Origin of the sequence: Rhizobium sp. SL86 (assembly GCF_026672545.1) — a bacterium.
Taxonomy (GTDB): Bacteria; Pseudomonadota; Alphaproteobacteria; order Rhizobiales; family Rhizobiaceae; genus Neorhizobium.
Genome location: NZ_JAPPRJ010000007.1, coordinates 92,726 through 119,392, shown reverse-complemented (window position 1 = coordinate 119,392; position 26,667 = coordinate 92,726). Strand labels below are relative to the sequence as shown.

Sequence of the window (26,667 nt, the reverse complement as noted above, 5' to 3'; positions counted from 1 at the left end):
CGAAAAACCGGGTTCTCGGCCCGCGATCCTTCCGTAGGCCATAAACATCCTTCCGGCGGGCGGGCATGGACGATCCACTCCCACAAGGCGCTTACTAGCAGAAAGAGCAGAAGTGGCGGCAGGTATGCGAGGACAGCTGCCTGGATGCGATAGTCGAAGCCTTTGTCGGTGCGTTCACGCATGTCCATCTCCAAAGATCATCACTTCAAGCTGATCGAGATAGCGACGGAATTCAGAGCTGCTGCGGACATTCGCACTTCGCGGACGAGGCAGGGCTATGTCAATGATTGACTGAACCCTTCCGGGGCGTGGCTTCAGCACCACGATGTGGTCGGAAAGCAGAACAGCTTCCGGCAGCGAATGGGTTACGAAGAAAACGGAACATTGTTGCTCGGCATAGATCCGCAACAGTTCCTCACTCATTTCCCTGCGCGTAAAATCATCGAGTGCGCCGAAGGGTTCGTCCATGAGCAGCACCTCGGGCCGATAACAGAGCGAGCGCGCAATGGAAGCGCGCTGGCGCATCCCGCCCGAAAGTTGCGACGGGTAGCTTCTCAATCAATCAATCAGCCTAGCCGCTCTGCCACTCCGCCTGGTCGCGCTGTTGTAGTATTCCGATGCCTGCTGGACGGATCGATGGCGTGACTGCTCCATGGCTTCAGGCAGGGGAATGCCGCGATTGGCTGCTTCGGTCAGATAACCGGAGCGCAATCCGTGTGCAGAAAACTCCGCCGGGTCCAGCCCTGCCATGGCGGCGCGCTGCTTGACGATGTCGTTGATCGCTTTTGGATCCAGAGCACGTTGTGAGACATTTCCCCAGCGATCAATGGCGCGAAACACACTGCCGCTGTCGATCCTGGCAAGCTTTAGCCAGGCATCCAGCGCATCGACGGGCCGGCCAGTGAGGTAGACGATCTCGTCGGCGTCGGCGCCGCTGGTCTTGGTGCGACCGAGATGGATGGACAGCGAGGGCAGGGGAGCTGATCCTTCAACAGGGATCGGCGCTTCCATGACCAACTGCTCCTTACGCAGCCCCGCCACTTCGCTGCGGCGCCTCCCACCGGAGGCAAAGGCAACCATGAGGATCGCCTTGTCCCTGACATCGCGCAGGCTGCCGGTCCGGCAGGTGCCAATCAGCTTCGACAGGACATCGCCTGTCACGGCCTTGGCGCTCTTGCGCCGCTTCGGGCGTGGCGTTGCACGCACCGCCAGCCGGATGGCCGACTTGAGGGCAGTGGAGGTGAAGGCACCCTGCAGTCCGCGCCATTTGGTCAGCGTCGACCAGGTTGCCAGACGTCGGCGCACGGTGTCGGGTGCATGGGGGCCTGAAGAACGGAGAAACCCTTGGAGGCGAAGCTTGTCCTCGACCTCGGCCGGCATGCCATGATCCGGATCCGTCAGACGCTTTTCCGGATCCCAGAGGTGATGAGCGACAAACTTCAGCAGCAGCGCTTCCGGCGCGGGCCAGGGGAGTGACCGTCCTGATGCCGCCAGCGACCAGGCCTGCAGGTAGGCGAGATCGGAGGTGAGCGCGCGCAGTGTATTTGCGCCCATGCCTTCGTTGACGAGATGACGGAGCGTCTCGACATCCTGGTCCGTCAGGAGCTCAGCCAATTCGTCACGGCGTTCCATTGGGAGTACGGCAGCGATGGTATCGAGTTCTTCCACACGTCGCGTAACCACATCGTCGGTCGATTTGGATGTTAGTTGCTTTCGCGTCATCGTATTCCGTCACTTTCAGGAGCACATTTGAAAAAGTTCCGGAAAGCCCGTATATTCCGGAAAAAAGGAGATTTGCCATGACGTCGACTGTGACAGCAGCTGCGGTTTCGAAGAACTTTGGTGCCTACCAGGATGCGGCCGTGCGAGAGCCAGTGATCATCACCAAGAACGGCCGGCCGCGCACGGTGCTCATGGCCTACGAGGATTACCTTCGTCTCGCCAAGCGGGACCGTCGGGTCGATCTGACGGCTGCGATCAGTGACGACGAACTTGCCGCGATCGAGGCTTCGACAATGGAGCCGGGCCTGGATCATCTCAATGCCGAACTGCTGATGGACAAGAATGCTGCCGATTGAACCCAAGGTCGGCTGGATTTTCCGCTATTCCTATCTCTGGCATTGGCAGTATCTGGACGGACGAGAGGAGGGGGACAAGGATCGCCCGGCTCTCGTGCTGGCCATTGTTGCGACGCTTCAGGACGGGACACCTGCAGTACGTGTTCTGCCGATCACGCATTCCCCACCGTCCGATCCCAGCGACGCAGTCGAAATCCCGCCGGCTACCAAACGCCGCCTGGGTCTCGATGACGAGCGATCCTGGATCGTGTTGACCGAAAGCAATCGTTTCGTCTGGCCGGGGCCCGATGTTCGCCCTGTTGACAGCGAGAGCGGATATCACGGGCCGCTGCCTCCGGCGCTCTTCGAAGAGGTGAAACGTCGGTTCGTTGAGCTCGCCAGAAGCCAGCGTCACAAGGCGACCATTCGCAGCGACTGAGCTGTTCTTCATCCTTTTGTTCGCCCTCGAGTTCTGCGCGTCCAGCAGTGATCTTCACAGTGATTTGCCACGACTTTAGGACTTCGGAGTCGTCAGATCAATAACCACCGATAAGGGTTACTTATCGGTTGTTATAAGTCATTTCTACGGAATTGATCAGTGAGGGACACAAAGTCATCAGTACCTTCCGTTTAACGAAAGATTTACCATAATTTCCGTGTCTTATGCCCAGCTAAAATTCCCAACTGATCGGCACGGTTAGGTACCTGGAGCAAATCCGGTGGCAGGAGGGATTCCTGTTTTCTGCAAATCATGAGATTCTTCTTTCATGACGAAGCGCCGCCTGCCCATGGCCGAGCATGCCGACACGCTGTCGCTGAAGGCGCTGCGAGAACTCGTGACGGGTCTGGTGGAGCGGGCTGATCGGGCAGACGCCCGGATTGAGAAGCTCGTAGCTGAGAACCAAAGGCTTCGGGATGAGAACGACCAGCTCAGGCTCGAGAACACCCGGCTGAAGATCGACAACCAGCTTCTGCGTGACGAGATTGCGCGCCTGAAAAACCTGCCGCCGCGCCCACCCTTCAGACCGTCGGGAATGGAGAAGGCGACCGGTGACAAGACGCTCACCGGCAAAGATCCGGCGTCCCGGCCGCGAGGGCCGAAGAACGACACGAAGCGGGTGACGCGTGAAGAGGTACTGCCTGTCAGCGTGCCAGTTGGATCGCGCTTCAAGGGCTACAAGGACTGCTTCGTCCGGGATCTGGTGCTCAGGGTCGAGGTGGTTCGTTACCGTCGGGAATGCTGGGTAACGCCGGAGGGAGACACCATCATCGCGCCGTTGCCTGCGGGGATACGAGGTGGCTTTGGGCCCAATCTGCGACGGTTTTGTCTGATGCTCCATGCGCATGGCCAAGTCACGACGCAGCGAATGACGACCTTGCTCAACGACGTTGGTGTCGAAATCTCCAAACGTCAGGTGGTCCGCTTTCTCACAGAGAGGCTGGATGGCTTTCATGCCGAGGATGCAGCCGTGCTCCACGCCGGCCTCGTCTCTGCGCCTTTTGTGACGGTCGACGACACCGGTGCCCGTCACGCCAACCGCAATGTTTATACGACGCATATCGGCGGTGAGCATTTCACCGCCTTTCGCACGACGTCTTCGAAGTCGCGACTGAACTTCCTGGCCCTGCTGCGCGGCAGCTATCAGGACTATATCCTCAACGATGCCGCCTTCGCTTTTCTCGAAGACCGGCAGGTGGACCCTGCCCTTCTGGCGCGGCTGAAGAGAAACGAACCGCGGCGGTTTGCCAATCAAGTTCCGTTTCTCGCCTATCTGGCTGAACATGGTATCGACATTTTCGACAGGGACATCATCCGCCCGTTCGCCGAGGCCGGCATCTGGGGTGCCATCCGCCATCATGGGCTGGTCGGCAAGGCAGTGATCGTCTCCGACGATGCCGGGCAGTTTCGGGTCGGTACCCACGCGCTGTGCTGGGTCCACGCAGAGCGATTGCTGCACAAGCTGATGCCGGCAACGCCGCGCCAGGTAAAACACGTCGAAACCCTCCGCGAGCTGATCTGGCTCTTTTACAAGCAGCTGAAAAACTATCAGCGAAGTCCCAGCCAACGTGCAGCTCACGGTCTTCAGGTCCGGTTTGATCGAATTTTCTCGATCCAGACCGGCTATGGTGACCTCGACAAGCTCCTTGCTCGGCTGAAGCGCCGCAAGCCGGAGCTGCTCAGGGTTCTGGAGCGGCCCGAAATCCCGCTCCACACCAATGCGTCGGAGCGAGATCTGCGTGGCTTTGTCATCAAGCGGAAGATTTCCGGAGGGACGGTCAGTCGCAATGGGCGCCAGGCGCGCGACAGCATGCTGGGCCTTTCCAAGACCTGCCAGAAGCTTGGTCTGTCGTTCTGGCACTATCTGGGCGATCGGCTGGGGATCGGCACGTCGCACCCAGCCATTCCCCAACTGGCCACGATGATCGTTGCCAGATCCTGAGCGCATCACCGACGGTCTGGCTTCGGGAAGGACACGACCTTGCCGTCGTCGGACTGGATCTGACCCGCGGTGTCGAGCACGTGGACGCCGGTGGGCTTCAGCAGTGTCGGCGAAACATTCCATTGACGGTTATCATCGGCATGCACCGTCACCGTCTTCTTGTTGCGACGGATCACGACACCCCGGACCAGAGCGCCGCCAGGGCCTTCAAACTCCACGCCGCTCCCCACCCTGATGTCTTGCAGGGCCGCCGTGGTTCGCTGGTGATGCAAATACTGCAGACGCTCGACGATGCGTGCGTTGAGTTCGATAAGGGTCGCCTCGTCCAGGCTGTCGATATCGATCTGCCTCATGCGTTGTGCCCTACCCTCCTGTTCGGCGTTACGGCTACCATGCCGATAGCGCCGCTAGCAGGCAACCGGACACCGGCCTGTTTTCGGGCACCGCCACCGAATCTGCCCCGCTTACCACGGTTAGGAAGCGGGGCTAATCCGGTGTGGATTTTAGCTAGCGATTTCAATTGAAGCCGTAAGCTGAAAATTCTGCACGCGGTTTGTCGTAATGCTCATCGGGAAATGTAACGTGCCGCAGCGATTTACGTGATCCTGCCGCATCCTTGGATTGTGAAGTTCCCAAATTTATACAATAACAGTTTTGCAAAACGCATTCATGGGGGCGGTCGCTGTTTAAGGCGGCGACCGATAGGTTGGACTGTGATTTACTTTGGTCACAGCGGTAATTGCGGAGACGGGAGTGATTGGCAGAGGCTTGATGCGCATCTGCTGAACGTGGCCCGGCTTTCCAGCAGTTTCGGCGAGAAGACCGGTTTGGCGCGCGCAGCTTATATCGCCGGTCTGTTTCATGATGTCGGCAAATATGATCCTGCCTTTCAGGCCTATATCGCAGGACGGGGCGCATCGGTGGAACATTCGACGGCCGGTGCGCAGGTGCTGCGCGATCTTGCGCAAGGGCCGGACAAGGCAATGGCTGAAATCATCGCCTATGCCATTCTCGGCCATCATGCGGGCCTGCCAGATCGCGACAATACCACAGGCGGAAGTTTCAACCTGCGGATCGGGCATCCTCTCAGGATCGCCGACGCTTGGCGAAAGGAGTTGGGGGACGACCTTGCTGCTCGCATCTCTGGCATGGGAGAGGAACTGAGGCGCTTTGCGGTCAAGGACCGGGAGCGCCAAGGTTTTACTCTATCCTTCGTCGGCCGCATGATCTTCTCCTGTCTGGTTGATGCAGATTTCAAGGACACGGAGGCCTTCTATGTCTCTCAGGGCGAGAGGCAGGCCGATCGCGAATGGCCGCTTCTGCAAGACCTGATCCCAGATTTTCTGGCGCGCTTTGAGGTGCACATGGCTCGCTTTTCCGGTCGGTCGGTGACCTCCGGCAAGGGCCGGGACCTGAACGATCTGCGCGCCCACATCCTGTCGCAGGTGCGCAGCAAGGCCGAGGAACGGCCGGGTCTGTTCACCCTGACCGTGCCAACCGGCGGCGGCAAGACGCTCGCTTCGCTCGGCTTCGCGCTGGATCATGCCAAAGCCCATGGCCATCAACGCATCATCTACGCCATTCCCTTTACCTCCATCATCGACCAGACGGCGGCGATCTTCCGTAGCGTGCTGGGCGAGGAGCATGTGCTGGAGCATCACTCGAATATCGATGAGGAGAAGTTTCAAGCACGGGAGCGGCGTGACAAGCTGAAGCTGGCAATGGAGGATTGGGCGGCTCCGGTCATCGTCACGACCACTGTGCAACTGTTCGAAAGCCTGTTCTCCGCCCGACCGTCTCGTGCTCGCAAGCTGCATAACATTGCCAATTCCGTGATCGTGCTGGATGAGGCCCAGACCCTGCCGCGGCCTCTGCTGCTGCCGGTGATGCGCGCCCTGGAGGAACTCACCGAGCGCTATGGCTGCTCCATCATTCTGTGCACGGCCACCCAGCCGGCACTTGGTAAAACGGATGCGTTTCCATTTGGCTTGCCGCTCTCGCCGGATCGGGAGCTTGCGCCCGATCCGGAAAATCTTGCCCGCCGGCTTGGCCGGACACGCATCCGCCATGCGGGCGCCATGGAGAATGATGATCTCATCACGCAACTGGCGGAGTGCGAGCAGATGCTGGTGATCGTCAACAGCCGCCGCCATGCCTTGGACCTCTATAAGCAGGCACAGGCGGCTGGGCTTGATGGCGTGATGCACCTGACAACTCGCCAATACGCCGCCGACCGTCGGACAATGCTGCAGGAGGTGCACAGACGGCTAAAATCCGGCGCGCCGTGTCGGCTGATTGCCACGAGCCTGATCGAGGCGGGCGTGGATGTGGATTTTCCGGCGGCGCTTCGGGCCGAAGCCGGGCTTGACCAGATCATCCAGGCGGCTGGCCGGGTGAACCGCGAGGGAACGCGGCCGCGCGATGCCAGCTTCGTCTCCGTCTTCGCGCCGCCGCAATATGCGCCGCCACGCGAGATCAAAGGCCTGATCGGCGACATGAAGAGGATCATCGACAAGCACGAGGATCTGACGATGCCTGCTGCCATCGCCGACTATTTCGGCGAGGTCTATTGGCGGGTGGGACAAGAGGGGTTGGATGGCAAGGGCATTCGCGGCCGATTCAATATTTCAAAGTTCAACCCGAATGAACTCACTGATTTCTCCTACCGCCAGGTGGGACAGGATTTCCGCATGATCGAAAGCGGGCTGGTGCCGGTCATCATCGCAATCGAGGATGAGGCGAAGGATTGGGTGGGAAAGCTGAATGTGGAGGCGGTCTCAAGCGGTCTTCTGGCTCGAAAGCTCCAGGCCTTCAGCGTGCAGGTGCCACCGAAGGCGCGGGAGCGGCTGCGAGCCTGCGGTCATGTGGAATTTTTGGCGACAGAACTGCGCGGCGATCAGTTCGCGGTGCTGAAGAAGGACAGCCTCTATCGTGACGGCCTCGGTCTGATCTGGGAGGATGCAGAATATCTGGCTGCGGAGGATTTTATGTGGTGAGCAAGCAGAGGTTCAAGGTAGTTTACAAGATCACTTGGCCGAATGGCAAAATTTATGTCGGCAGTGATCTCACGGACAATGTTCACTATTTTGGCAGTCCTTCCGGTCTCGCGCTGCGCGATATCGAGGCTGATTACCCGTCGCGCGAGGATAGGCGCACAATGACGATTTCGCGCGAAATTCTCTGGGAAACTCAGACGGCTTCTGACGCAGAGGTTCGCCGCGTTGAGATGGGCTTCATTAGAAGGCTGTCTGCGAACGACCCCACGATTGGATACAATCGATCTCCGCGATTCAAACAGAAAGTCAATAATCCTGTTTCGCAATGTTATTTCAATGAGGCAAACTCTTGACCTACGGAATTCGTCTCAAAGTCTCGGGCGACTACGCCTGCTTCACGCGTCCTGAGATGAAGGTGGAGCGCGTTTCCTATGACGTGATGACGCCATCGGCGGCGCGCGGCATATTGGAAGCCATTCACTGGAAGCCGGCCATCCGCTGGGTTGTCGATGCCATCCACGTGCTGGAGCCGATCCGCTTTCAATCCATCCGCCGCAACGAGGTGGGCCACAAGGCGCCGGCGGGCAAGATCAAGTCCGCCATGAAGCGCGGCGATCTGGAGGGTCTGAACCTCCTCGTGGACGAAGACCGCCAGCAGCGAGCGTCCCTGGTGCTGGTGAAGCCTGCTTACGTCATCGAGGCGCATTTCGAGTTGACCGACAAGGCCGGGCCCGAAGATAACGAGGGCAAGCATCTCGACACCTTCAATCGCCGCGCCTCCAGGGGGCAGTGTTTTCACCAGCCCTGCCTCGGTACGCGCGAATTCGCCGCGCATTTCGAGTTGCTGGACCCGAAGGCAGACCTGCCGCGTGCCCTTGATGAGAGCCGCGACCTCGGCTTCATGCTGTTTGACATCGATCATCAGACGAAGGATCGTCCGTCTCTGTTCTTCCGTGCAAAGATGGAAAACGGCGTGGTGCGCGTGCCGCATCATGCCTCGCGCGAGGTGCTGCGATGACCATTCTGTCTGCGCTTGCCAAAGCCTATGACCGCCTGCCGGATGCGCCGCCCTTCGGGTTTTCCTCGGAAAAAATTGGCTTTGTGATTTCATTGAACGAGGACGGCAGCGTGTTCGATGTCATCGACTGGCGGGAAGGGGAGGGGAAAAAGGCGCGGCTCAGACTGCTTCCAGTCCCGGCTTCGTTCAAGCGTCCGGGGGTGACGCCTCGTGCGTTCTTCCTCTGGGATAACTCTGCTTATGTCTTGGGTGTCAGTTCCGATGAGTCAAAGGACTGCGCAAGCAGGCACACTGCATTCAAAGAGCTTCATTTTTCTGCGTTGAAAGACACAAGTGACATTGGATTATTGGCTTTCAAGCATTTTCTCGAAGAATGGGATCCGAAAGAATTCCAGCCGCCTCGCTGGCCAGAAGACCTGAAGGACCAAAACGTTGTTTTCGCGTTGGAGAGCGAGCGTCACATTGGATTTCTCCATGATCGGTCTGAAGCACGGCAAATCTGGTCTCGAATCTCCAGTTCTGATGGAGAGGATACGCAAGTCTGTCTAGTAACGGGGCATCGCGCTCCCGTGGCGCGACTTCATCAGGCAATTAAAGGTGTGTGGGGTGGGCAGGTCGCCGGCGGTTCTATCGTTTCCTTCAATCTCGACGCCTTCACATCCTACGGCCACGAACAGGGCGATAACGCCCCCGTCTCGGAGGCTGCTGCCTTTGCCTATACTACGGCCCTCAACCGTTTCCTCGAACGCGACAGCGGCCACCGCATTCAGATCGCCGATGCCTCGACGGTGTTTTGGGCGGATGCGACGGACATCGAGGCGGCAACGGAGGCCGAGGCGATCTTTGGCCTGTTCTTCGACGATACCGGAGTGAGCGAAGAGGACAGGCAAGCCGAGGAAAGGGCTTCCGCACGAAAAATCGCGACGAAACTGGAACAGATTCGCCAGGGAATGCCGCTCGGCCAGATCGAGCCAAGGCTGACGGAGGGCGTGCGCTTCTTCATTCTCGGACTTGCGCCCAATGCCGCTCGGCTTTCGGTGCGCTTCTACTTCGAAGACGACTTTGGACACCTCACGGCCAATTACCAGCGGTTTCTGTCCGACATGCACGTTGAACCGCCGCCGCGCGAGGGAGTACCGCCGCTCTGGCGTTATCTTCTGGAAACGGCGGTGCTCGGAAAGCGAGAAAACGTCACGCCCAATCTCGCCGGCGAGTGGATGCGCGCCATTCTGACTGGAACCGCCTTTCCGTTGACGCTCATGTCATCGGTGCTGACCCGCATCCGCGCCGATGGCGAGGTCAATGCGCTGAGGGCGGGTATTCTCAAAGCTCTGCTCATCCGCAATTTCAAGATGGAGGCACCCGTGGCACTGGACCCGGACAATACCAACAGGGGCTATCTTCTCGGACGGCTCTTTGCCCTTTATGAGGAAATTCAGCGCGCCGCTCTGGGCGGCAAGGTCAATGCCACGATCAAGGACAAGTTCTATGGTTCGGCTTCGGCCACGCCGCGTAAGGTTTTTGCGGTGCTGGAAAGCGGTTCGTCAAACCACCTTGCCAAGGTTCGCAAGACCAGCCCGGGCCGGGAAGTGAACCTTCAGAAAGCGCTCAGGGGCATCATGGATTTGATGACGCCATCAGAGGATCCGGTACGCGATCCCTTCCCGGTGTCCCTGACCGCACAGGAGCAGGCCTGGTTCGGGCTCGGCTATCACCATCAGCGCAGCGATTTCTTCAAAAAGACAACGGAATTGGCACCCGAGGGGGAAACAGCATGACCACGATCACCAACCGCTATGACTTTGTTCTCGTTTTCGAGGTCATCAATGGTAATCCGAACGGCGATCCCGATGCCGGCAATCTGCCGCGACTTGATCCGGAGACCAATCGCGGCCTGGTGACGGACGTCAGCCTGAAGCGCAAGATCCGCAACTATGTGGATCTTGCCCGCCACGGGCAGGATGGCTTCCACATCTATGTCGAAGAAGGCGCGATCCTCAACGAGAAACATCGTCAGGCTTATCGGGCTGTGCGCAAGGACGACCCCAAGGTCGACAAGACCCCGAAGCTCAATCCGAATGACGATGCCGAGGCAAAGAAACTCAATGCCTTCATGTGCGACAATTTCTTCGACGTGCGCACCTTCGGAGCGGTGATGTCCACCGGGGTCAATTGCGGCCAGGTCAAGGGACCGGTGCAGATGAGCTTCGCCCGGTCGGTCGAGCCGATCTTGCCGCTCGAAATTTCCATCACCCGCATGGCCGCGACCAACGAGGCGGAAAAGAAGCAGAAGGCGGAGGGCGACGATTCCAGTGATCGCACCGACAACAGAACGATGGGCCGCAAGCATATCGTGCCTTACGGACTCTATGTCGCACATGGGTTCATTTCAGCCAAGTTCGCGGAGCGCACGGGCTTTTCCGAGGCGGATTTTGAGCTTCTCCTTGAGGCACTGGGCAGCATGTTCGAACATGATCGGTCCGCTGCCCGCGGCGAGATGGCGACCCGCAAATTGATTGTCTTCAAGCACGGGAATGCTTTGGGCAACGCGCCGGCCCACAGCCTGTTTGAGCGGATTCGGATTGGTCGGAATGTAGATGGTGAATTCCGTACTATCGACAGCCGCCTGGACAATCTGCCGCCCGCCCGCGCCTTCTCCGATTACCTCGTCACCATCGACCGGGACAACCTGCCAGACGGTGTCGAGATCATCGAAAAGCTGTGACGCCATGGCGGGCGAGGCGGTCACGTTGCTTGTGGACGAGCGGGAGCCCATCCCGCTCTCGGCCCTGCAGCACGCCGTCTATTGTCTCAGGCAGGCCGCTCTCATCCATATCGAGCGCGCCTGGGCGGACAATCGTTTCACCGCCGAAGGCAATGTGTTGCATGCGGTGGCGGACAAGGGCGGCAAGCGCAAGATCCGCGGTGTACGTCGCGTGATGGCGCTGCCGCTTTCCTGCCGGCGGCTGAACCTGTCCGGCACCGCCGATGTGGTGGAGTTTCTGGAGGAGGGCGAGGTGGAGACCGCCTACCCGCTGGAATACAAGCGCGGCAAACCCAAGCTGCACCGGGCCGATGAGGTGCAGTTGTGCGCGCAGGCGCTCTGCCTTGAGGAAATGACAGGACGGCCCGTCCCGGAGGGTGCGTTGTTTTACGCCGAGACGAAGCGCCGGGTGGTGGTGCCATTCGATGCGGATCTGCGGCGGCTGACCGAAGACACGGTCCAGGCCCTGGCGGAGGTCTTGGCCACCGGTCGCACGCCGCCGCCGACCACGCGCCGCGAGCGTTGCCGCGCCTGTTCGCTTCTCGAGTTGTGCCGACCGGATGCCGTTGCAAAACCGGTGCGGGCCTGGCGGTCGCGTATGGTCGAGCGCAGCCTTTCATCATCTGAAGTCGCTCCATGAAGAAGCTGCTCAACACCATCTACGTCACGACCGAAGGGGCCGCTCTGCGCAAGGATGGCGAAAACCTGGTGGCCGAGATTGACGGCATGGAGAAGAGCCGCGTGCCGCTGCACATGCTCTCCGCCGCAGTGGTGTTCGGCGCCATTCACGTTTCGCCACCGTTGATGGCGGCGCTTGCGGCGGCGGGCATCACGCTGACCTTTCTGGATCGAAACGGCCGCTTTCAGGCCCGGCTGGAGGGACCCATCAGCGGCAACATCCTGTTGCGCCGGGCACAATATCGCGTTTGTGATGCACCGGAAGAGGTGGTCCGCTCCTTCCTCATCGGCAAGATTGCAAACCAGCGTGCGGTGTTGATGCGCGCGCTGCGCGATTATGGCGAGGAGTACACGCTTGAAGATCGTGCCGCCATTGATGTTGTGACGGAGCGGCTCGCTCAGATCCTGCGTCGCGTGGAGCGCGCCGATGACACGCTGGAGAGGCTAAGAGGCTCGGAAGGAGAGGCGGCCAATCTCTATTTCTCCGTCTTCGATCATCTGATCCGCTCGCCGGACCCCGACCTGCGCTGGACAGGCCGCTCGCGGCGCCCGCCGCTCGATCCGGTCAATGCGTTGCTGTCGTTTCTTTACACACTACTGACCCATGACTGCCGTTCCGCACTGGAAAGTGTCGGGCTTGATCCTGCCGCCGGTTTTCTGCATCGCGACCGGCCCGGCCGACCCAGTCTGGCACTCGACCTGATGGAAGAACTGCGTCCCGTGCTGGCCGACCGTCTCGCACTGTCGCTGATCAACCGGCGCCAGGTGCGTTCCGGGGATTTCGAGCGAAAGGAGGGCGGCGCCGTGCTCATGAGCGAGGATGCGCGCAAGACTGTGCTGACCGCCTGGCAGGAGCGCAAGCGGGAGGAGCGGCTGCATGTCTTTCTCGATGAAAAGGCCCCGCTCGGGCTGGTGCCCTATCTGCAGGCGCAGATGCTGGCTCGACATCTGCGCGGCGATCTTGACGCCTATCCACCCTGGTTCTGGAAATGAGGCAAGACCATGCTGGTTCTGGTGACCTATGACGTTCACACGCTGGAGGGCAAGGGGCAGGCGCGGCTGCGCGCCGTGGCCAAGGCCTGTCGTGATTACGGTCAGCGTGTCCAGTTTTCCGTCTTCGAGATCGAGGTCGATCCGGCACAATGGGTGAAGCTCAAGGCACGGCTGGAAGGGATTATCAACCCGGCTGTAGACAGCCTGCGCTACTACTATCTGGGTGCAAACTGGGAACGGCGCGTGGAGCATGTGGGCGCCAAACCCGCCACCGACCTCAATGGTCCTCTGATCATCTGACGTGTCGCTTTTGCATGCATCACCGGATTACATCCTCTCGGGTGCGAACCATAAGCGCGCTGAACAATTCGAGACTGTTCGCACAGCAGCCAGATCTTTGACATTGTAAGGACTTGTTCGCTCTGCGGACCATCTGCCCCACGCATGACCGCCGAAACGTATCCTCTTCGCACTTCCGGCCTTTGCCGCATAACAAAAACTGTGTTTTACACCCAGACAGTCGCCTCCCTCGCGGAGGCGTGGATCGAAACTGCATATTCGATTGCAGCCATGTCCATTGGACGGCCGTCGCCTCCCTCGCGGAGGCGTGGATCGAAACGACCGCACGCTCGTACATCGTCTTGGCGTGGTTGGTCGCCTCCCTCGCGGAGGCGTGGATCGAAACATCGCAGGGATCTCCGTCGAGACGCTGCAGTCGCGTCGCCTCCCTCGCGGAGGCGTGGATCGAAACCTATCCTCAAGGGAGCAATCCGCCTCAGTTTGACGTCGCCTCCCTCGCGGAGGCGTGGATCGAAACCAGACGATATACGAGACACGTCCTAAATGATCCAGTCGCCTCCCTCGCGGAGGCGTGGATCGAAACCTTGAGGGCTACGGCATAAGGGTCTTGCCGTACACGTCGCCTCCCTCGCGGAGGCGTGGATCGAAACACAGCGCCGGCACACACCCCGGCTTACCTCCGCAGTCGCCTCCCTCGCGGAGGCGTGGATCGAAACCGACAAGATGACTGCGGCGGTGGGGTCCCTTGCCAAGGTCGCCTCCCTCGCGGAGGCGTGGATCGAAACCTGCACCAGCTGCATGCGCCGTGTCATTTCATCGAGTCGCCTCCCTCGCGGAGGCGTGGATCGAAACAAGGACATGCGGCGGCTAAACCCTGACAGCCGAGGTCGCCTCCCTCGCGGAGGCGTGGATCGAAACTCATGTCGGTCTCCTTGGTGGTGCGCGGTTGGTTGTCGCCTCCCTCGCGGAGGCGTGGATCGAAACTGTCCTGGGTAGCCGTATCATTGCTCTAGCCGAAGTCGCCTCCCTCGCGGAGGCGTGGATCGAAACTACGGACAGAGGCGCGGCTCTATCTCCCAGGCCCGGTCGCCTCCCTCGCGGAGGCGTGGATCGAAACTTCCAATCTCACCACATTCGGTTGGGGCGATGGGGTCGCCTCCCTCGCGGAGGCGTGGATCGAAACTTTCCCGAGCAGCTGACCTTCTGCGATTGTCAGCGTCGCCTCCCTCGCGGAGGCGTGGATCGAAACATGCGCAACATTAAAGCCTGGGAGGAAGACGGCGGGTCGCCTCCCTCGCGGAGGCGTGGATCGAAACCTTCCCTATCCTTGCCTTCAAGGATTTGATCTCTTGTCGCCTCCCTCGCGGAGGCGTGGATCGAAACAGCCATTCGACGTTCTGACGAGGCAAGTTCTGCTGTCGCCTCCCTCGCGGAGGCGTGGATCGAAACAAGCGAAGGAACGCAGAACACGACCTTCAAGCGGAGTCGCCTCCCTCGCGGAGGCGTGGATCGAAACCGCCTATAGCTGCGCCAAGCACGTTCGGCGCAACGTCGCCTCCCTCGCGGAGGCGTGGATCGAAACACTCCCTTGCTCCGTCGCTAGTCCGATCGATCCGTGTCGCCTCCCTCGCGGAGGCGTGGATCGAAACTGGCAGGGGAACCCACCGCAGATGACGTCGCAATCGTCGCCTCCCTCGCGGAGGCGTGGATCGAAACAGGCCGGTCGTTTTTATAAGACGCGCGACGGGCGGGTCGCCTCCCTCGCGGAGGCGTGGATCGAAACTCCTATCATCCAACCAATCGATCTGCGGTCGCCCGTCGCCTCCCTCGCGGAGGCGTGGATCGAAACACGTTGGCGAAGGCCATTCTGCACGAAACAGAAGGGTCGCCTCCCTCGCGGAGGCGTGGATCGAAACATCGGAACTTTTGGTGTCGCGACTAACCGGGCTGGTCGCCTCCCTCGCGGAGGCGTGGATCGAAACCGTGTTCAGCCTGGAAAGCGCGCACCGCCTGCAATGTCGCCTCCCTCGCGGAGGCGTGGATCGAAACAGCCCAAAAGGGCACGGGTCGATGCGCGGAAGAGGTCGCCTCCCTCGCGGAGGCGTGGATCGAAACGCCGTCGTGACGTGGTTCGAATCCGAGGAATGACGGTCGCCTCCCTCGCGGAGGCGTGGATCGAAACACCCCCGGAATGTAATCGCGCACGGTAATCCGTCGTCGCCTCCCTCGCGGAGGCGTGGATCGAAACCGACTGGTACGTGTACTCACGCTTAGTGGTTACGGTCGCCTCCCTCGCGGAGGCGTGGATCGAAACGCCCGCGATAGACCTTGGCGATATCGGCCCGCCGCGTCGCCTCCCTCGCGGAGGCGTGGATCGAAACAGGGTGGGATGATGCGCGTCTCTCGCCTGATCCTCGTCGCCTCCCTCGCGGAGGCGTGGATCGAAACCCGACACAGCGCGACCCAAACAGCTCAAGGCCATGGTCGCCTCCCTCGCGGAGGCGTGGATCGAAACTACTCCAACCTGCACAAGCAGGGGCGTGCCGCCGGCGTCGCCTCCCTCGCGGAGGCGTGGATCGAAACGAAGGCGTCATCATCAGCTGGGGCGGTGACTGACGGTCGCCTCCCTCGCGGAGGCGTGGATCGAAACGCCTAATGAAGGCCAGATCGATTCATCTTCGATGCGACCCATCGAATGCCGGGACTAAGCTTCTATCCAGCAGCTGCGGCCGCGCCCCGTTCCAGACCGCGTAGGATGGCGGTCTTGGTGTCATTGACATGTTTCAAAATATGCGCAGCCAGAGCCGGCCCGTCACGCCTGACCAGGGCATCCCGGATCGCAGCATGCTGCTCGATCGACACCTGCCAGCGGTTGTCCTCATCCAGCGCGGCATAGCGCGCATGGGAAATTTGCGTCATCACGGACTGATGGCTTTCCAGCAGGCGCGTATTGGCGGCCATGGTGACGATGGCCGTGTGCAATTCCTGGTTCAGGCGGAAATAGGCGCTGCGATCGCCAACCCGGAAATAGCCGGTCATTTCATCCTGCTTGGCGGAAAAGGCAGCGACCTCGGCATCGCTGGCGCGCTCTGCGGCCAGAATGCCCGCCTGGCTCTCGAGGATCGCCTGCACCTCGAAAAGTTCGGCCACCACCTCCAGTTCGATCTCCGCCACCGAGGCGCCACGATAGGGGTGCAGCACCACGAGCTTTTCGGAAGCCAGCACCTTCAGCGCCTCGCGCATAGGTGTGCGAGATACGCCCAGGGTCTCGCAAAGCTGCATTTCCTGAATCCATTCGCCGGGCTGCAACTCGTGCTTGAGGATCATGTTGCGCAACTGGTCGGTCAGCGAATCGTGCAGGCTCTCCCGAAAGGGGGCCGCTTGCAGCGGGCGCCGCTTCTTCTTCATTGTACTCAGCGTCGTCATGGCGTTTTCTTCGTGCTCCCTCCCAGGGGGTCTTGCTCTTATAATTATCGTAATTATAAATACAAGCGCCGGTTCGGCCTGCCCTCCTGTTCGCCTCGACCCCGCGCGTCCCTTCGCACCATACTTCAGGTGGTGCGTTGCAGCTGTTGCACGGGTTCTGCTGACCTCATGCCCGACCTGCAAGCGTCGGGCGTTGTTCACAGGAGTTTCAATGGATACGCGCCTCACCGACGTGCGGTTGCAGGATGCAGTCGATTACGCTGTTTCTCATCCGACCTCGTGGCCTACGGACATCCGCGCGGTTATCGAAGGTCAGACCTTCGACCCGCCACCGTGGAATATCGTCAAGGGGCGATTGCGCGATCGCGTCGGGCCTGCCGGGCTGATCCGGGTGGAAAACCATACGGCGTCCTGGGGTGACCAGTTTCGCGCCGACATGGTCTTCAGCGTCACCAAGAGCTATGTCGGACTGCTCGCGGCCATCGCCATGGACGAAGGCCGGATACCCGCCTGGGATGCGCCGGTCAGTCAATCCGTGGCCCAGTCGGCTTTTGAGCCGCCCAATGACATTGTGAGCTGGCGCCAACTCCTCCAGCAGACCAGCGAATGGCAGGGAACGCTGTGGGGTATCCCGGACGCGGTGGATCGCAATCGACAACTGTCTCCGACCGAGAGCAGCGCCCGCTTCGGCGCCACAACGCCCTATGGCGCGCCGGGCAGCTACTGGGATTACAACGATATCAGAGTCAATGCCCTTTGCCTCGCCCTCACTTATGTCTTCGGACAATCCCTGCCGGACGTCCTCCGGTCGCGATTTCCCGAATCCTTCTCCGATGCAGGCTGGGACTGGGGCGGCTACCCTCCCGAGACGACGATCGATGTCGAAGGCCAAAGCATCCCGGTGGTCGTTGGCGGCGGCCACTGGGGCGGCGGCATCGCGACCAGCGTCGAAAAGGATGCCGCCCTCGGCCAACTCGTGATGACGGGCGGACTGCATCAGGATCGCCGCATTGTATCTCAAGAAGCGCTGTCAATGCTGCTGACGCCCTGCGACCTGATGCCGGTCTATGGGGGTCTCTGGTGGCTCAACACGGATAGGCGGCTTTTTCCTGCGGCCCCCGCGACATCGGTCTTCGCGCTCGGCGTCGGCATGAACGCCATTTGGATCGACGCGCCGCATAACCTCGTCGCCGTCGCCCATGGTTTCGACAAGGACGCCTTCGGCGGTTTCATCGAAAGCGTGATGCGGGCGATCGCCTGACACCGGCCATCCAGTTTCAAGGGAGCACTCATGACCGAAATTACTTCAGTTCCCCGGTCGGCAGCTGCCATCGCAGCGGCCGTGCGGGCCGGCGACATAGCGCCGGGAGCCGCCACGATCGCCGCCCACCGGGCCATAGCCGCGACCAATGCAACGATCAACGCCGTGATCGATCATGATCCGGCGCTGTCCGACCCGCAGGTGGATGCGCTCGCGCGGCGCCTCGCCGCGGGCGAGCAGCCCCCGCTTGCCGGCGTGCCGGTGCTGGTCAAGGACCATTTCCGCGTCAAGGGCTGGAAGGCCACCCAGGGGTCGCGGCTGTTTGCCGGCTTCGTGGCGGAGGATGACGACCTGATCGTCACGCGTCTGCGGCAGGCCGGCGCCATCATTATCGGTCGCAGCAACATGTCGGAATTCGGCTGTAAGGGCGTCACCACCAACCTGCTTTATGGTCCGACCCGCCATCCGCTTAATCCAAACCTCACCACCGGCGGCTCGTCCGGCGGCGCGGCAGCCGCACTTGCCGCCGGCTATGTGCCGATCGCGCTCGGCAGCGACGGCGGCGGCTCGGCTCGGCGGCCTGCGGCCCATGCGGGCGTCGTCGGCTTCAAGCCGTCTGGCGGCGTGGTGGCCTCCGAGCGGGAGCTTTCGCAGGTCGGCGTGGCGGGTCCGATGGGGCGCACTGTTGAGGATGCTCGCCTGCTGTTCGAGGCGATCCGGGGCTACGATCCGCGCGATCCCTTCTCCGTCCCGGCCCTGCCTTCAGCACTCCTACCAGGCTCGCCGAAGCTTGCCTGGAGCCCCAGGCTCGGTCTCGATGTCCCTGTCGATCCGGATGTCGCGGAAGCGCTCCAACATGCAATCGAGATTTTACGCGCAAGCGGGTTTGAGCTTAGCGAGGCAGATCCCATCTGGCCGGAAGGGGCGGGTGAAGCCGCCCTGATGCCGTTGCAGCATGCGGGATTGGCAGCGCGCTTTGGCGATCTGTGGCTGCGAGATCCGACCCTCTTCGATCCCGACGTCGGCGTACAGATTGAAGACGGGCTGCGACTGAGCGCCACCGATGTCGCGCGCGCTGGATCGATGAGCACTGCAGTCGCCGGGGCAGCCGCGCGCTCCTTTGCAGGCGGTTGGGATTTCCTGCTCTCCCCGACAACACCGTGCGTGGCCTGGTCGTGGAGCAAACTCGGTCCTGCCGAAATCGGCGGCGTCACCGTACCGCATCGCGGGCATGCGGTGTTCACGCCGCTCATCAACCATGCCTTCTGCCCGGCGATCTCACTACCGGCCGGCACCGGCCGCGGCGGACTTCCGGTCGGGCTGCAGATTATCGGTCCACGTTTCAGCGACGATGCTCTGCTGGCACTTGCAGCAAGGATCGAGATCGCGCTGGCTGCGGCAAATGGAGACACCTTAATGCCTCGTTAATAAGCGCGTTGCCTAGCAATAACAGGCGGCCTGCACAGCCGCTCGCCACGCCACTCGCTGAAATATAATTATTAATGCGAAATGCAGGAGGAGCTTACTTGGCACGCACATTGCATTCATAATTATATTCGTCCGGCCTCGGGAGGGCAGCGGGCGGATAAGCCAAGACCTTCAGAGGGAACCGAAAACATGTGTGACAGACACGATCATTGGACGAAGCCTGATTTCAAGTCGCTGGATCTTTCCCGGCGCAGCCTGCTCAAGGCGGCAACTGCCGCGACTATCACCATGGCCGTCTCCCCGACACTGTTCGGCGGAACCGCCCATGCCGCCGCCGGTACGGTCAAGTCGACCCATGGCAACGGCTTCTGCAATCTGAACCTCTTCCTCGCCCATGCTGAGCAACTCGCCCGGGAAGACGGGCTCGAGATCGAGTTCGTGATCGCCCCGAGCTTTTCCGACCAGGTGACGATGATCGGCTCCGGTATGGTCGATGTCGGGGTGATGCCCTATACCAGCTTCCTCGCGCTCTATGATGCAGGCGCGCCGGTCAAGGTCGTCGCCGGCGGCGGCGTGCAGGGCTGCATGCTGGTCGCGCAGCCGGGCCTCGACACGCCGGAAAAGCTCAAGGGCAAGACGCTCGGCACCTTCCAGCTCGATACGCTGGAGGTCATGCCCTATGACTGGCTGAAGGCGAAGGGCATTCCCTTCTCGGATATCACCGTGCGCTATCTCGGCTCGATGGCGGAAGCCGTCGAGGGCTTCATGGCCGGCGCGATCGACATGGTCTGCGTGATCGAACCCTACGGCACCGCCCTGCTCAACGACAAGGCCGGATCGGTCCTTCTGTCGAACGGCATCGATCTCTACGGCAAGAACTACACCGACTGCATCCTGGCTTCGCGCGCGGAGCTGATGAAAGAAAATCCGGCCATCCTCAAAGGGTTGATCAAAGCGATGATGAAGGCGCAGGCGATGGCCGAGGCTGATATTGAAGCCACGCTCGGCAAGGTCGTCGGCACCTATTACAAGACCTCGCTCGAAAACGCACGCATCGCCCAGCGCGCCCAGCCGAGCGTCATCGATATGCGTGACCAGAAGGCCTTCATCCTGGAGCGCACGGATTCGCTCATCGAGATGGGCTATATCAAGAAGAAGCCGACGGAAGATGCCATCGACTGGTCGCTTCTGGAGCAGGTCATTGCCGAAAACGCCGATCTCTATGCCTCGCTGAAGATCAAGGCGGCCTGACGATGAAGGGCGCCGCAAAAACTCTGCAGAACGATGGGGCCATGCGCCCCATCCTTGCCCCGCTATTGTCACCTTCCATGAAGTCGCTGGCCGGCAGGATCGGGTGGACGATCGTCTCCGTGGGGCTTTTCGTCGGCATCTGGGAGGGGCTCTGGTACTTCGGCATTTCCGATCCGAAGCTACTGCCGCCTCCTCACATCTTCATCGCCAACATTCCCGACCAGGCGAAGTTCTTCAACACCGCGAGCCGCTGGGAAATGGGCGTGAAGCCCGGCAGCGGCCCGACACCGCTGCAGGCGATGATCTACACGATGCTTGCGACCCTCATACGCGTCATCGTCGGCCTTGTTATCGCCGCTGCACTTGCTATCTCCGTCGGCGTGATGGTGCGCTATTACAAGCTGTTCGAGAACCTAACACTGCCAACCATCACGCTGCTGGCCCCCATCTCGCCGGTGGCTTGGCTTCCGGTTGCCCTGTTCATTTTCGGCATCGGCAACGGGCCGGCGATCTTCATGGTAGTCGTAGCCCTGTTCTTCAGCATGGTGCTCGCCACCATCGCCCACATCGACAACGTCAACAGGAACTTCATCAACGTGGCGCGCACGATGGGCTGCACCAAATGGCAGACCTATACCCGCGTGATCATTCCGGCAATCCTGCCGGGCTTGCTGATGCTGATGCGCATGAACCTGTTTGGCGCCTGGATGGCCGTTCTGATCGCAGAGGCGACTGGCGTCGGCTACGGTCTCGGCCAAATCATCATGCTCGCCCGCAACACCTTCAATCCCGGTCTCGTTTTCTTCACCATCGGGCTGATCGGCATCATGGCCTATCTGTGCGATCTCGCCCTCAGGATGATGCAGAAGAAGATTCTCTACTGGATTCCCGAAAACAAGGCGGTGCTCAATGGCCTCAAGTAACGACACCTCGCTCGCCGTGTCCTGCCGCAATGTCGGCATGGTCTGGGCGGAAGGCACGCCTCGCGCCCACGAGGCCCTGTGCGGCATCGACCTCGACGTCAAGCCGGGAGAATTTGTGACCCTGCTCGGGCCGTCGGGCTGCGGCAAGAGTACGCTCCTCTACCTGATCGCCGGACTGGAGACGGCAACTGGCGGCACGCTGACGGCCTTCGGAAAAAAGGTCACGGACCCTTCGCCGGAGCGCAGCCTGATCTTCCAGGAGACATCGCTCTTTCCCTGGCTGTCGGTTTGGCAGAACGTCACCTTCGGCCTTTGGGTCAACGGTAGGAAAGCCCGCGAACGCCGCGAGGTCGCCGCAGACGCGCTACAGCGGGTGGGGCTCTATCATGCCATCGATAAGCGCCCGGACGAATTGTCGGGTGGCATGCGCCAGCGCGTCGCCGTCGCGCGCGCGCTGGCCATGCGGCCCAAGGTGCTGCTGATGGACGAGCCCTTTGCTGCGCTTGACGTCCAGACCCGCGCCAAGATGCAGGATTTCCTCATCGACGTGTGGAAGGACAGTAGCGCCTCAATCCTGTTCGTCACCCACCATATCGACGAGGCGGTCGCACTGTCCGACCGGGTCGCCGTCTTCACCGCGCGACCGGGCCGGATCAAGACGATCGTTCCCGTCGACCTGCCCCGCCCGCGGGACCTATTCTCGCCAGAGGCGGAGGCGCTGCGCAGGCACCTGACGGAGCTTCTGCGCGACGAAGTTGACCGTGCTTTTGCCGAACAGGAAATGATGAGTGCCGCCTGACCCAGGGCCGGCGCAGCGCGTCGGCCTCGCCCAAAAGACATCGCGCCCAGAGGGCACATCCCCCGAAAAGGGCAGATCCAAGGAGACAAGCATGTCACAGTCCATAGTGCGTTCGCGCGTCATGTTTACCAAACCGCTCGACCGCGATCGCTTCGAAGCCATTGCCGATGGCGCAGTGCTGCAGGAAAACGGCATCATCCTCGAAACCGGCACCTATGAAGACCTGTCGAGACGCTTCCCGACCGTGGAGGTGCATGGCAATGGCGACAGTTTCATGCTGCCCGGCTTCGTCAACGGTCATCACCATGTCGGCCTCACACCGGTGCAGCTCGGCTCGCCCGACATGCCGCTGGAACTGTGGTTCGTCACCCGCATGGTCACCCGCTCCGTCGATCTCTATCTCGATACGCTTTATTCCGCATTTGAGATGATCTCCTCCGGCATCACCACCGTCCAGCACATCCACGGCTGGATGCCCGGCACGCTGGACGAGGTGCGGGCGAAGTCGGAACAGGTACTGAAGGCCTATCACGACATCGGCATGCGCGTGTCCTATTGCTATGCCGTCCGCGACCAGAACACGCTCGTCTATCAGGATGATGCGGAGTTTGTCGCCAGTCTCCCTGCGGAGCTGCAGGGACCGATGCGGGCGCATTTTGATCGAACCAAGGTGAAGCTCGAAGGCAGTCTTGACCTGTTCCATTCGCTGTTCGACAAATATCAGGACCGCTCGCGCAGCAAGATCCAGCTGGCGCCGGCCAATCTACACTGGTGCTCGGACAAGGCGCTCGCGGCGCTGTCTGAGACCTCGGAACGCTTTAATGTGCCGCTGCACATGCATCTGGTGGAGACTGCATACCAGAAGGAATATGCGATGCGTCGCGGGGGAACGACCGCATTCGACTATCTCAAGCAGTTCGGCCTGCACAACTCCCGTCTCACGCTCGGCCACGGCGTCTGGCTCAACGAGAAGGATATCGACGCGATCGCCGAGAGTGGCGTCTGCGTGTGCCACAACTGCTCGTCAAATTTCCGCCTGCGCAGCGGCATCGCCCCGCTTAATGCCTTCGAGGCGAAAGAGGTCAATACCGCCATCGGCCTGGACGAAGCCGGCATCAACGACGATCGCGATATGCTCCAGGAAATGCGCCTCGTTCTGCGCGCGCACCGTATCCCCGGTCAGGAGGATGCCGACGTGCCGGGTATGGGGCAGGTTCTGCGCATGGCCACCAGCGGTGGCGCGAAGACGACACCCTATGGATCGCAGATAGGCACACTCGAGCCTGGCAAGTTTGCCGACCTCTCGCTGATCGATGCCAAGAGCGTCACCTATCCCTATCTCGATGGGGAGATGCCCCTCCTCGACGCGATCATCCAGAGGGCCAAGTCGTCCGCCGTGAAGCTGGTGATGTGCGACGGAGAAGTGATCCTTGATAATGGGCGCTTCACACGTGTCGACAAGGATGCGGCGCTTGCCGAACTGCACGAACATCTCAAGGCCGCCCTGTCCGATGACGAGGTCGAACGCCGCAAGCTGTCCAAGGCGCTGATGCCCGCATGTGCGCAAGTTCTACAATAACTACATGGATCCGGCCAAGCACGTGCCCTTCTACCGCCAGAGCTCAAACATCTGAGCGGTCCACCATCAAAAATCCATGCGGAAGAGATCCGAATGCGGCTACTGCTGATCAATCCCAATACCTCCCATTCCATGACGGACAGGATGATGCGCACTGCGCTCGCCTGCGCCCAGCCGGGCACGCAGATCCGAGCGGTGACCGCCAGCGAGGGTGTGCCCTATATCGCGACCCGGGCCGAAGCCCAGATCGGCGGTCGAACCCTGCTGGATCTGCTTGCTGAAAACCGGGCGGGGCGCGACGCGGCCATCGTCGCCGCTTTTGGTGATCCCGGCCTGTTCGCCGCCCGGCAACTCTTCGACATCCCGGTCATCGGGCTTGCGGAAGCAGCGATGCTGTCAGCTTGTATGCTCGGCGGCCGGTTCGGAATCGTGACCTTCTCACCTGTCCTGCGTCACTGGTTTGAGGACTGCGTGGCGATGCACGGGCTCACGGCGCGCTGTTCGGGCATCCGCACGCCCGATGCGACCCCAGGCGGCGACGTTGCCATGGTGCAGGAGGAGAGAGAGGACCAGTTGGTCGAACTCTGCTTGAAGGCTGTGGAGGCAGACGGCGCCGACGTGATCATTCCGGCTGGCGCACCGCTGACCGGGCTTGCCGAGAAGATCAGGGAGCGCGTGCCGGTGCCCGTTGTCGATCAGGTCGTGGCGGCTGTCAAACAGGCCGAAGCGATCGTCGCCCTCAAGGTGAGACCGGCATCGGCAGGGGCGTTCCGTCGGCCTGACCCCAAGCCGACTCTAGGGCTCGCCGCTTCGCTGGCTGCCTGGCTTGCCCATGAGGAGGCCATGCCCTCCGTCACGGCGATACGGCCGCACAGTGCAGGAGGTGAGGGATGAGCGGCAGTGAACGACCAGTACGGATCGGGATGCTGACTCCTTCTTCGAGCACGGTGGTCGAACCCTATACGAGCGCCTTGCTGGCACCGCTTTTTCCGCGCGTCACCGTCCCGATCCATGTCTGGCGTTATCGCCGCCGGATGAACGATGTGCGTGACGACATGATCATGTAGAACTTGCGCTATGGCCTGACTATCGCGGATGTCGAGATAGACGAACGTCACACGCCCGGCCCAATCGGCCTTGGGAAAACGGGGAAGCGTATAATCGGCGCCGATGACGGTGATGTTGCGCGACACCAGTTCCTCGCAGATGGCGGAACCGACGAAGCCGCAGGCACCGGTGACGTGAACGACAAAGCTCGGTAATCGATCCGTCATTGTGCAAGCGTCGCATAGTGACTGCGAAGTGCCTCGGCGATTTCCGTTGCCGCGAATGAACCATCTTCACCTACGCTTCGCGATGCTGCTGCGGCTTTGGCCGCAAGTTCTGCTGCTTGATTGCGGCGTAGATCCGCAAGCCTGCCGCGCCGATAGCGCTCAACCCCATCGACCATGGTCATCAGCACGTCCGAGCCACGTCCTCGCGCGATAACTGCGCCGAGTAGATCGGTATCCTGATCCAGATAGGTGCCGCGAAGTCGGGAGAGGTCCAGGGCCACGAGATCAGCCTTCATGCCGAGCGCCAGTCGACCGACATCGGTGACGAATATGGCGCGGGCACCCGCATCGGTTCCCATCAAAAATGTCGCGGCTCCATCGGACTTGCCTGCTGCCACATTACCGCGCGCCAGCAGGCCGCCAAGCCGCAATTCGGAAAGATAGTCCTCATTGTCTTGAAATGCGCAATTGTCGGTACCGAGCGCAACATCAAGTCCTTTAGCCCTCCAGCGGGCGATGTCGGGAGGGCCGTTGCCAAGCCGCATGTTGGAGCCGGGATTGCTGACGATGACAAGACCCACCCTGGTCGCATCGTAAATGTCGCTTTCAGTCGCCTGAGCGAAATGAGCAGCGCTTGCAGGTGTTTCGAATACGCCTAGCGATTGCAGGCGATTGAGCACGCCTTCCGGATAGAGGATTTTTGCGCAAGCTGCCTGAGCCGGCGATTCCAGTAGGTGAAAGTGTAGTCCGAGACCACGACGCGCCGCGTCTTCGGCCAGCGATCGCCACGCCGCATCGCTGACCCATTGAGGACCGGCGGGGCCGTAGGCCAGAGTGATGGTCGGATGTCCGGCAAACTCTTCGCAAAGCCGCGCCATCAGGTCGATTGTTGCTTCCAGCTGCAGCCATGCCGGACGTTCCGATTGCAGCAGCGCTTGCGCAACTGCTGAAAGACCAGCTTTGAAGACGCTCTCGTCAGCAGGCGGATAGACAAGGCTGCCGCGATCGGCGTAACCGACGCATACCGTCGCGCGCAGGCCGGTTTCGAGATAGGCGCGGATGGATGCGCGCAGTTCGGCTTCATAATTGCCGGAGGCATAGCTGTAGTTGGCGTGCAACGTCGCGGTAACGCCGTTTGCCAGCATTTCTTCCGCTGCGAGCAGGGTCAATGCGTAGGCATCCGGCGCACCGCGACTACGCCGGCGAGCTATCCATGGCTCAAGATGATCATCGCGATAGCCAAGCTGGACCTGGCTGAGGCCACGGCCATGCTGATGGGCGTTGACGAAACCCGGTAACAGGATCGCATCGTGAAATTGCTCCCGCTCTGACGACATGTGTCGGGCGGCAAGATCGGCGGACAATCCGATATCCACGATCCGTCCGCCTTCGATGGCGACCGCGCCCTTTTCGATCATGGTGATGCCAACCGCAGCTTCTGCTGCCGCTACCACGAAATCTGCCTCGAGCAACCGCATA

24 protein-coding genes, 1 pseudogene and 1 CRISPR repeat array are annotated in these 26,667 nt (G+C 60.9%); of the genes and pseudogenes, 19 read left to right on the top strand and 6 right to left on the bottom strand.

The genetic code is table 11. The features are described 5' to 3' along the window. Positions 1-174 precede the first annotated feature (174 nt). Positions 175-558, bottom strand: coding sequence for an ABC transporter ATP-binding protein (locus OU993_RS20435; RefSeq protein ID WP_268160559.1), 384 nt, complete (start codon positions 556-558; stop codon positions 175-177). Then, on the bottom strand, positions 559-1,722 hold the full coding sequence (locus OU993_RS20430) for a site-specific integrase (RefSeq protein WP_268160557.1): 1,164 nt from the start codon (positions 1,720-1,722) through the stop codon (positions 559-561). Positions 1,723-1,799: 77 nt separating this feature from the next. Here OU993_RS20430 and OU993_RS20425 point away from each other — a divergent pair, with 77 nt between their 5' ends. The 3 genes from OU993_RS20425 to OU993_RS20415 all read left to right on the top strand — a co-directional run bounded on the left by OU993_RS20425 (position 1,800) and on the right by OU993_RS20415 (position 4,498). Next, a complete protein-coding gene (locus OU993_RS20425; RefSeq protein WP_268160130.1) occupies positions 1,800-2,078 on the top strand; it encodes a type II toxin-antitoxin system Phd/YefM family antitoxin in 279 nt (92 codons plus the stop codon). Continuing rightward, a complete protein-coding gene (locus OU993_RS20420) occupies positions 2,065-2,496 on the top strand; it encodes a plasmid maintenance toxin (PemK-like) (RefSeq protein WP_268160128.1) in 432 nt (143 codons plus the stop codon). The genes OU993_RS20425 and OU993_RS20420 overlap by 14 nt, the downstream gene beginning before the upstream one ends. 328 nt (positions 2,497-2,824) lie before the next feature. Next, a complete protein-coding gene (locus tag OU993_RS20415) occupies positions 2,825-4,498 on the top strand; it encodes an IS66 family transposase (RefSeq protein ID WP_268159912.1) in 1,674 nt (557 codons plus the stop codon). A 5-nt stretch (positions 4,499-4,503) separates the two neighbouring features. Here the strand turns inward: OU993_RS20415 and OU993_RS20410 are convergent, their stop codons facing one another. Further along, complete coding sequence (locus OU993_RS20410; protein ID WP_268159913.1) at positions 4,504-4,851, bottom strand: hypothetical protein; 348 nt, start codon at positions 4,849-4,851, stop codon at positions 4,504-4,506. A 360-nt stretch (positions 4,852-5,211) separates the two neighbouring features. Here OU993_RS20410 and cas3 point away from each other — a divergent pair, with 360 nt between their 5' ends. Genes cas3 through cas2 form a run of 8 tightly spaced genes read left to right on the top strand, consistent with a single transcriptional unit; the run spans position 5,212 to position 13,247 of the window. Then, positions 5,212-7,494 carry a CRISPR-associated helicase Cas3' gene (gene cas3 / locus OU993_RS20405; protein WP_268160555.1) on the top strand — a complete coding sequence of 761 codons (2,283 nt, stop codon included), beginning with the start codon at positions 5,212-5,214 and terminating at the stop codon, positions 7,492-7,494. Then, positions 7,491-7,847 (top strand): GIY-YIG nuclease family protein, encoded by a 357-nt coding sequence (locus OU993_RS20400; RefSeq protein WP_268160553.1) that lies wholly within the window; start codon positions 7,491-7,493, stop codon positions 7,845-7,847. The genes cas3 and OU993_RS20400 overlap by 4 nt, the downstream gene beginning before the upstream one ends. Next, positions 7,844-8,512 (top strand): type I-C CRISPR-associated protein Cas5c, encoded by a 669-nt coding sequence (gene cas5c / locus OU993_RS20395; RefSeq protein ID WP_268160551.1) that lies wholly within the window; start codon positions 7,844-7,846, stop codon positions 8,510-8,512. Before OU993_RS20400 ends, cas5c begins: the two co-directional genes overlap by 4 nt. Further along, positions 8,509-10,290 carry a type I-C CRISPR-associated protein Cas8c/Csd1 gene (gene cas8c, locus OU993_RS20390; RefSeq protein ID WP_268160549.1) on the top strand — a complete coding sequence of 594 codons (1,782 nt, stop codon included), beginning with the start codon at positions 8,509-8,511 and terminating at the stop codon, positions 10,288-10,290. The genes cas5c and cas8c overlap by 4 nt, the downstream gene beginning before the upstream one ends. After that, positions 10,287-11,237, top strand: coding sequence for a type I-C CRISPR-associated protein Cas7/Csd2 (cas7c, locus tag OU993_RS20385; protein WP_268160547.1), 951 nt, complete (start codon positions 10,287-10,289; stop codon positions 11,235-11,237). Before cas8c ends, cas7c begins: the two co-directional genes overlap by 4 nt. Positions 11,238-11,241: 4 nt before the next feature. Beyond that, positions 11,242-11,916 carry a CRISPR-associated protein Cas4 gene (cas4, locus tag OU993_RS20380; RefSeq protein WP_268160546.1) on the top strand — a complete coding sequence of 225 codons (675 nt, stop codon included), beginning with the start codon at positions 11,242-11,244 and terminating at the stop codon, positions 11,914-11,916. Next, positions 11,913-12,947, top strand: coding sequence for a type I-C CRISPR-associated endonuclease Cas1c (gene cas1c / locus OU993_RS20375; protein ID WP_268160544.1), 1,035 nt, complete (start codon positions 11,913-11,915; stop codon positions 12,945-12,947). The genes cas4 and cas1c overlap by 4 nt, the downstream gene beginning before the upstream one ends. A 9-nt stretch (positions 12,948-12,956) precedes the next feature. Then, positions 12,957-13,247, top strand: coding sequence for a CRISPR-associated endonuclease Cas2 (cas2, locus tag OU993_RS20370; RefSeq protein ID WP_268160543.1), 291 nt, complete (start codon positions 12,957-12,959; stop codon positions 13,245-13,247). Between the two features lie 219 nt (positions 13,248-13,466). Next, a CRISPR array of direct repeats spans positions 13,467-15,897; the repeat unit is 32 nt; unit sequence GTCGCCTCCCTCGCGGAGGCGTGGATCGAAAC. A gap of 62 nt (positions 15,898-15,959) precedes the next feature. On the opposite strand, the gene OU993_RS20365 is transcribed toward cas2, so the two are convergent. Beyond that, positions 15,960-16,673, bottom strand: coding sequence for a GntR family transcriptional regulator (locus tag OU993_RS20365; protein WP_268160542.1), 714 nt, complete (start codon positions 16,671-16,673; stop codon positions 15,960-15,962). A 211-nt stretch (positions 16,674-16,884) separates the two neighbouring features. Between OU993_RS20365 and OU993_RS20360 the strand changes: the two genes are divergently transcribed. The 8 genes from OU993_RS20360 to OU993_RS20325 all read left to right on the top strand — a co-directional run bounded on the left by OU993_RS20360 (position 16,885) and on the right by OU993_RS20325 (position 24,981). Then, on the top strand, positions 16,885-17,934 hold the full coding sequence (locus OU993_RS20360; protein ID WP_268160540.1) for a serine hydrolase domain-containing protein: 1,050 nt from the start codon (positions 16,885-16,887) through the stop codon (positions 17,932-17,934). A 30-nt stretch (positions 17,935-17,964) separates the two neighbouring features. Further along, the gene (locus OU993_RS20355) at positions 17,965-19,362 is read left to right on the top strand and encodes an amidase (RefSeq protein ID WP_268160538.1); all 1,398 of its coding nucleotides are present in this window, start codon (positions 17,965-17,967) and stop codon (positions 19,360-19,362) included. Between the two features lie 189 nt (positions 19,363-19,551). Next, positions 19,552-20,613: an ABC transporter substrate-binding protein gene (locus OU993_RS20350; RefSeq protein ID WP_268160536.1), complete on the top strand. Its 1,062-nt coding sequence runs from the start codon at positions 19,552-19,554 to the stop codon at positions 20,611-20,613. 41 nt (positions 20,614-20,654) lie between these two features. Further along, positions 20,655-21,536 carry an ABC transporter permease gene (locus OU993_RS20345; protein ID WP_268160534.1) on the top strand — a complete coding sequence of 294 codons (882 nt, stop codon included), beginning with the start codon at positions 20,655-20,657 and terminating at the stop codon, positions 21,534-21,536. Next, positions 21,523-22,335, top strand: a complete 813-nt coding sequence (locus OU993_RS20340; protein ID WP_268160532.1) for an ABC transporter ATP-binding protein — start codon at positions 21,523-21,525, stop codon at positions 22,333-22,335. The genes OU993_RS20345 and OU993_RS20340 overlap by 14 nt, the downstream gene beginning before the upstream one ends. A 91-nt stretch (positions 22,336-22,426) precedes the next feature. Then, positions 22,427-23,914: an amidohydrolase family protein gene (locus OU993_RS20335; RefSeq protein WP_326493857.1), complete on the top strand. Its 1,488-nt coding sequence runs from the start codon at positions 22,427-22,429 to the stop codon at positions 23,912-23,914. Between the two features lie 93 nt (positions 23,915-24,007). Further along, positions 24,008-24,808, top strand: a complete 801-nt coding sequence (locus OU993_RS20330) for an aspartate/glutamate racemase family protein (RefSeq protein WP_268160530.1) — start codon at positions 24,008-24,010, stop codon at positions 24,806-24,808. Continuing rightward, positions 24,805-24,981, top strand: coding sequence for a hypothetical protein (locus OU993_RS20325; RefSeq protein ID WP_268160528.1), 177 nt, complete (start codon positions 24,805-24,807; stop codon positions 24,979-24,981). Before OU993_RS20330 ends, OU993_RS20325 begins: the two co-directional genes overlap by 4 nt. A 3-nt stretch (positions 24,982-24,984) precedes the next feature. On the opposite strand, the pseudogene OU993_RS28950 reads toward OU993_RS20325, so the two are convergent. Together OU993_RS28950 and OU993_RS20320 are read right to left on the bottom strand one after the other, a co-directional pair. Then, a pseudogene (locus OU993_RS28950) lies at positions 24,985-25,188 on the bottom strand (NAD-dependent epimerase/dehydratase family protein); the annotation flags it as partial. Continuing rightward, positions 25,185-26,660 carry an amidohydrolase family protein gene (locus OU993_RS20320; protein ID WP_268160526.1) on the bottom strand — a complete coding sequence of 492 codons (1,476 nt, stop codon included), beginning with the start codon at positions 26,658-26,660 and terminating at the stop codon, positions 25,185-25,187. The pseudogene OU993_RS28950 and the gene OU993_RS20320, both read right to left, overlap by 4 nt. Positions 26,661-26,667: the final 7 nt, after the last annotated feature.

Bases quoted from the DNA above. Each gene is read 5' to 3' on its own strand.
- OU993_RS20415 (WP_268159912.1), top strand. From the start codon at position 2,825: ATGACGAAGCGCCGCCTGCCCATGGCCGAGCATGCCGACACGCTGTCG.
- OU993_RS20365 (WP_268160542.1), bottom strand. From the start codon at position 16,673: ATGACGACGCTGAGTACAATGAAGAAGAAGCGGCGCCCGCTGCAAGCG.
- OU993_RS20345 (WP_268160534.1), top strand. From the start codon at position 20,655: ATGCGCCCCATCCTTGCCCCGCTATTGTCACCTTCCATGAAGTCGCTG.
- cas2 (WP_268160543.1), top strand. From the start codon at position 12,957: ATGCTGGTTCTGGTGACCTATGACGTTCACACGCTGGAGGGCAAGGGG.
- OU993_RS20335 (WP_326493857.1), top strand. From the start codon at position 22,427: ATGTCACAGTCCATAGTGCGTTCGCGCGTCATGTTTACCAAACCGCTC.
- cas7c (WP_268160547.1), top strand. From the start codon at position 10,287: ATGACCACGATCACCAACCGCTATGACTTTGTTCTCGTTTTCGAGGTC.
- OU993_RS20410 (WP_268159913.1), bottom strand. From the start codon at position 4,851: ATGAGGCAGATCGATATCGACAGCCTGGACGAGGCGACCCTTATCGAA.
- OU993_RS20425 (WP_268160130.1), top strand. From the start codon at position 1,800: ATGACGTCGACTGTGACAGCAGCTGCGGTTTCGAAGAACTTTGGTGCC.
- OU993_RS20325 (WP_268160528.1), top strand. From the start codon at position 24,805: ATGAGCGGCAGTGAACGACCAGTACGGATCGGGATGCTGACTCCTTCT.
- cas8c (WP_268160549.1), top strand. From the start codon at position 8,509: ATGACCATTCTGTCTGCGCTTGCCAAAGCCTATGACCGCCTGCCGGAT.
- cas1c (WP_268160544.1), top strand. From the start codon at position 11,913: ATGAAGAAGCTGCTCAACACCATCTACGTCACGACCGAAGGGGCCGCT.
- OU993_RS20340 (WP_268160532.1), top strand. From the start codon at position 21,523: ATGGCCTCAAGTAACGACACCTCGCTCGCCGTGTCCTGCCGCAATGTC.
- cas4 (WP_268160546.1), top strand. From the start codon at position 11,242: ATGGCGGGCGAGGCGGTCACGTTGCTTGTGGACGAGCGGGAGCCCATC.
- OU993_RS20330 (WP_268160530.1), top strand. From the start codon at position 24,008: ATGCGGCTACTGCTGATCAATCCCAATACCTCCCATTCCATGACGGAC.
- OU993_RS20355 (WP_268160538.1), top strand. From the start codon at position 17,965: ATGACCGAAATTACTTCAGTTCCCCGGTCGGCAGCTGCCATCGCAGCG.
- OU993_RS20430 (WP_268160557.1), bottom strand. From the start codon at position 1,722: ATGACGCGAAAGCAACTAACATCCAAATCGACCGACGATGTGGTTACG.
- OU993_RS20420 (WP_268160128.1), top strand. From the start codon at position 2,065: ATGCTGCCGATTGAACCCAAGGTCGGCTGGATTTTCCGCTATTCCTAT.
- OU993_RS20350 (WP_268160536.1), top strand. From the start codon at position 19,552: ATGTGTGACAGACACGATCATTGGACGAAGCCTGATTTCAAGTCGCTG.
- OU993_RS20360 (WP_268160540.1), top strand. From the start codon at position 16,885: ATGGATACGCGCCTCACCGACGTGCGGTTGCAGGATGCAGTCGATTAC.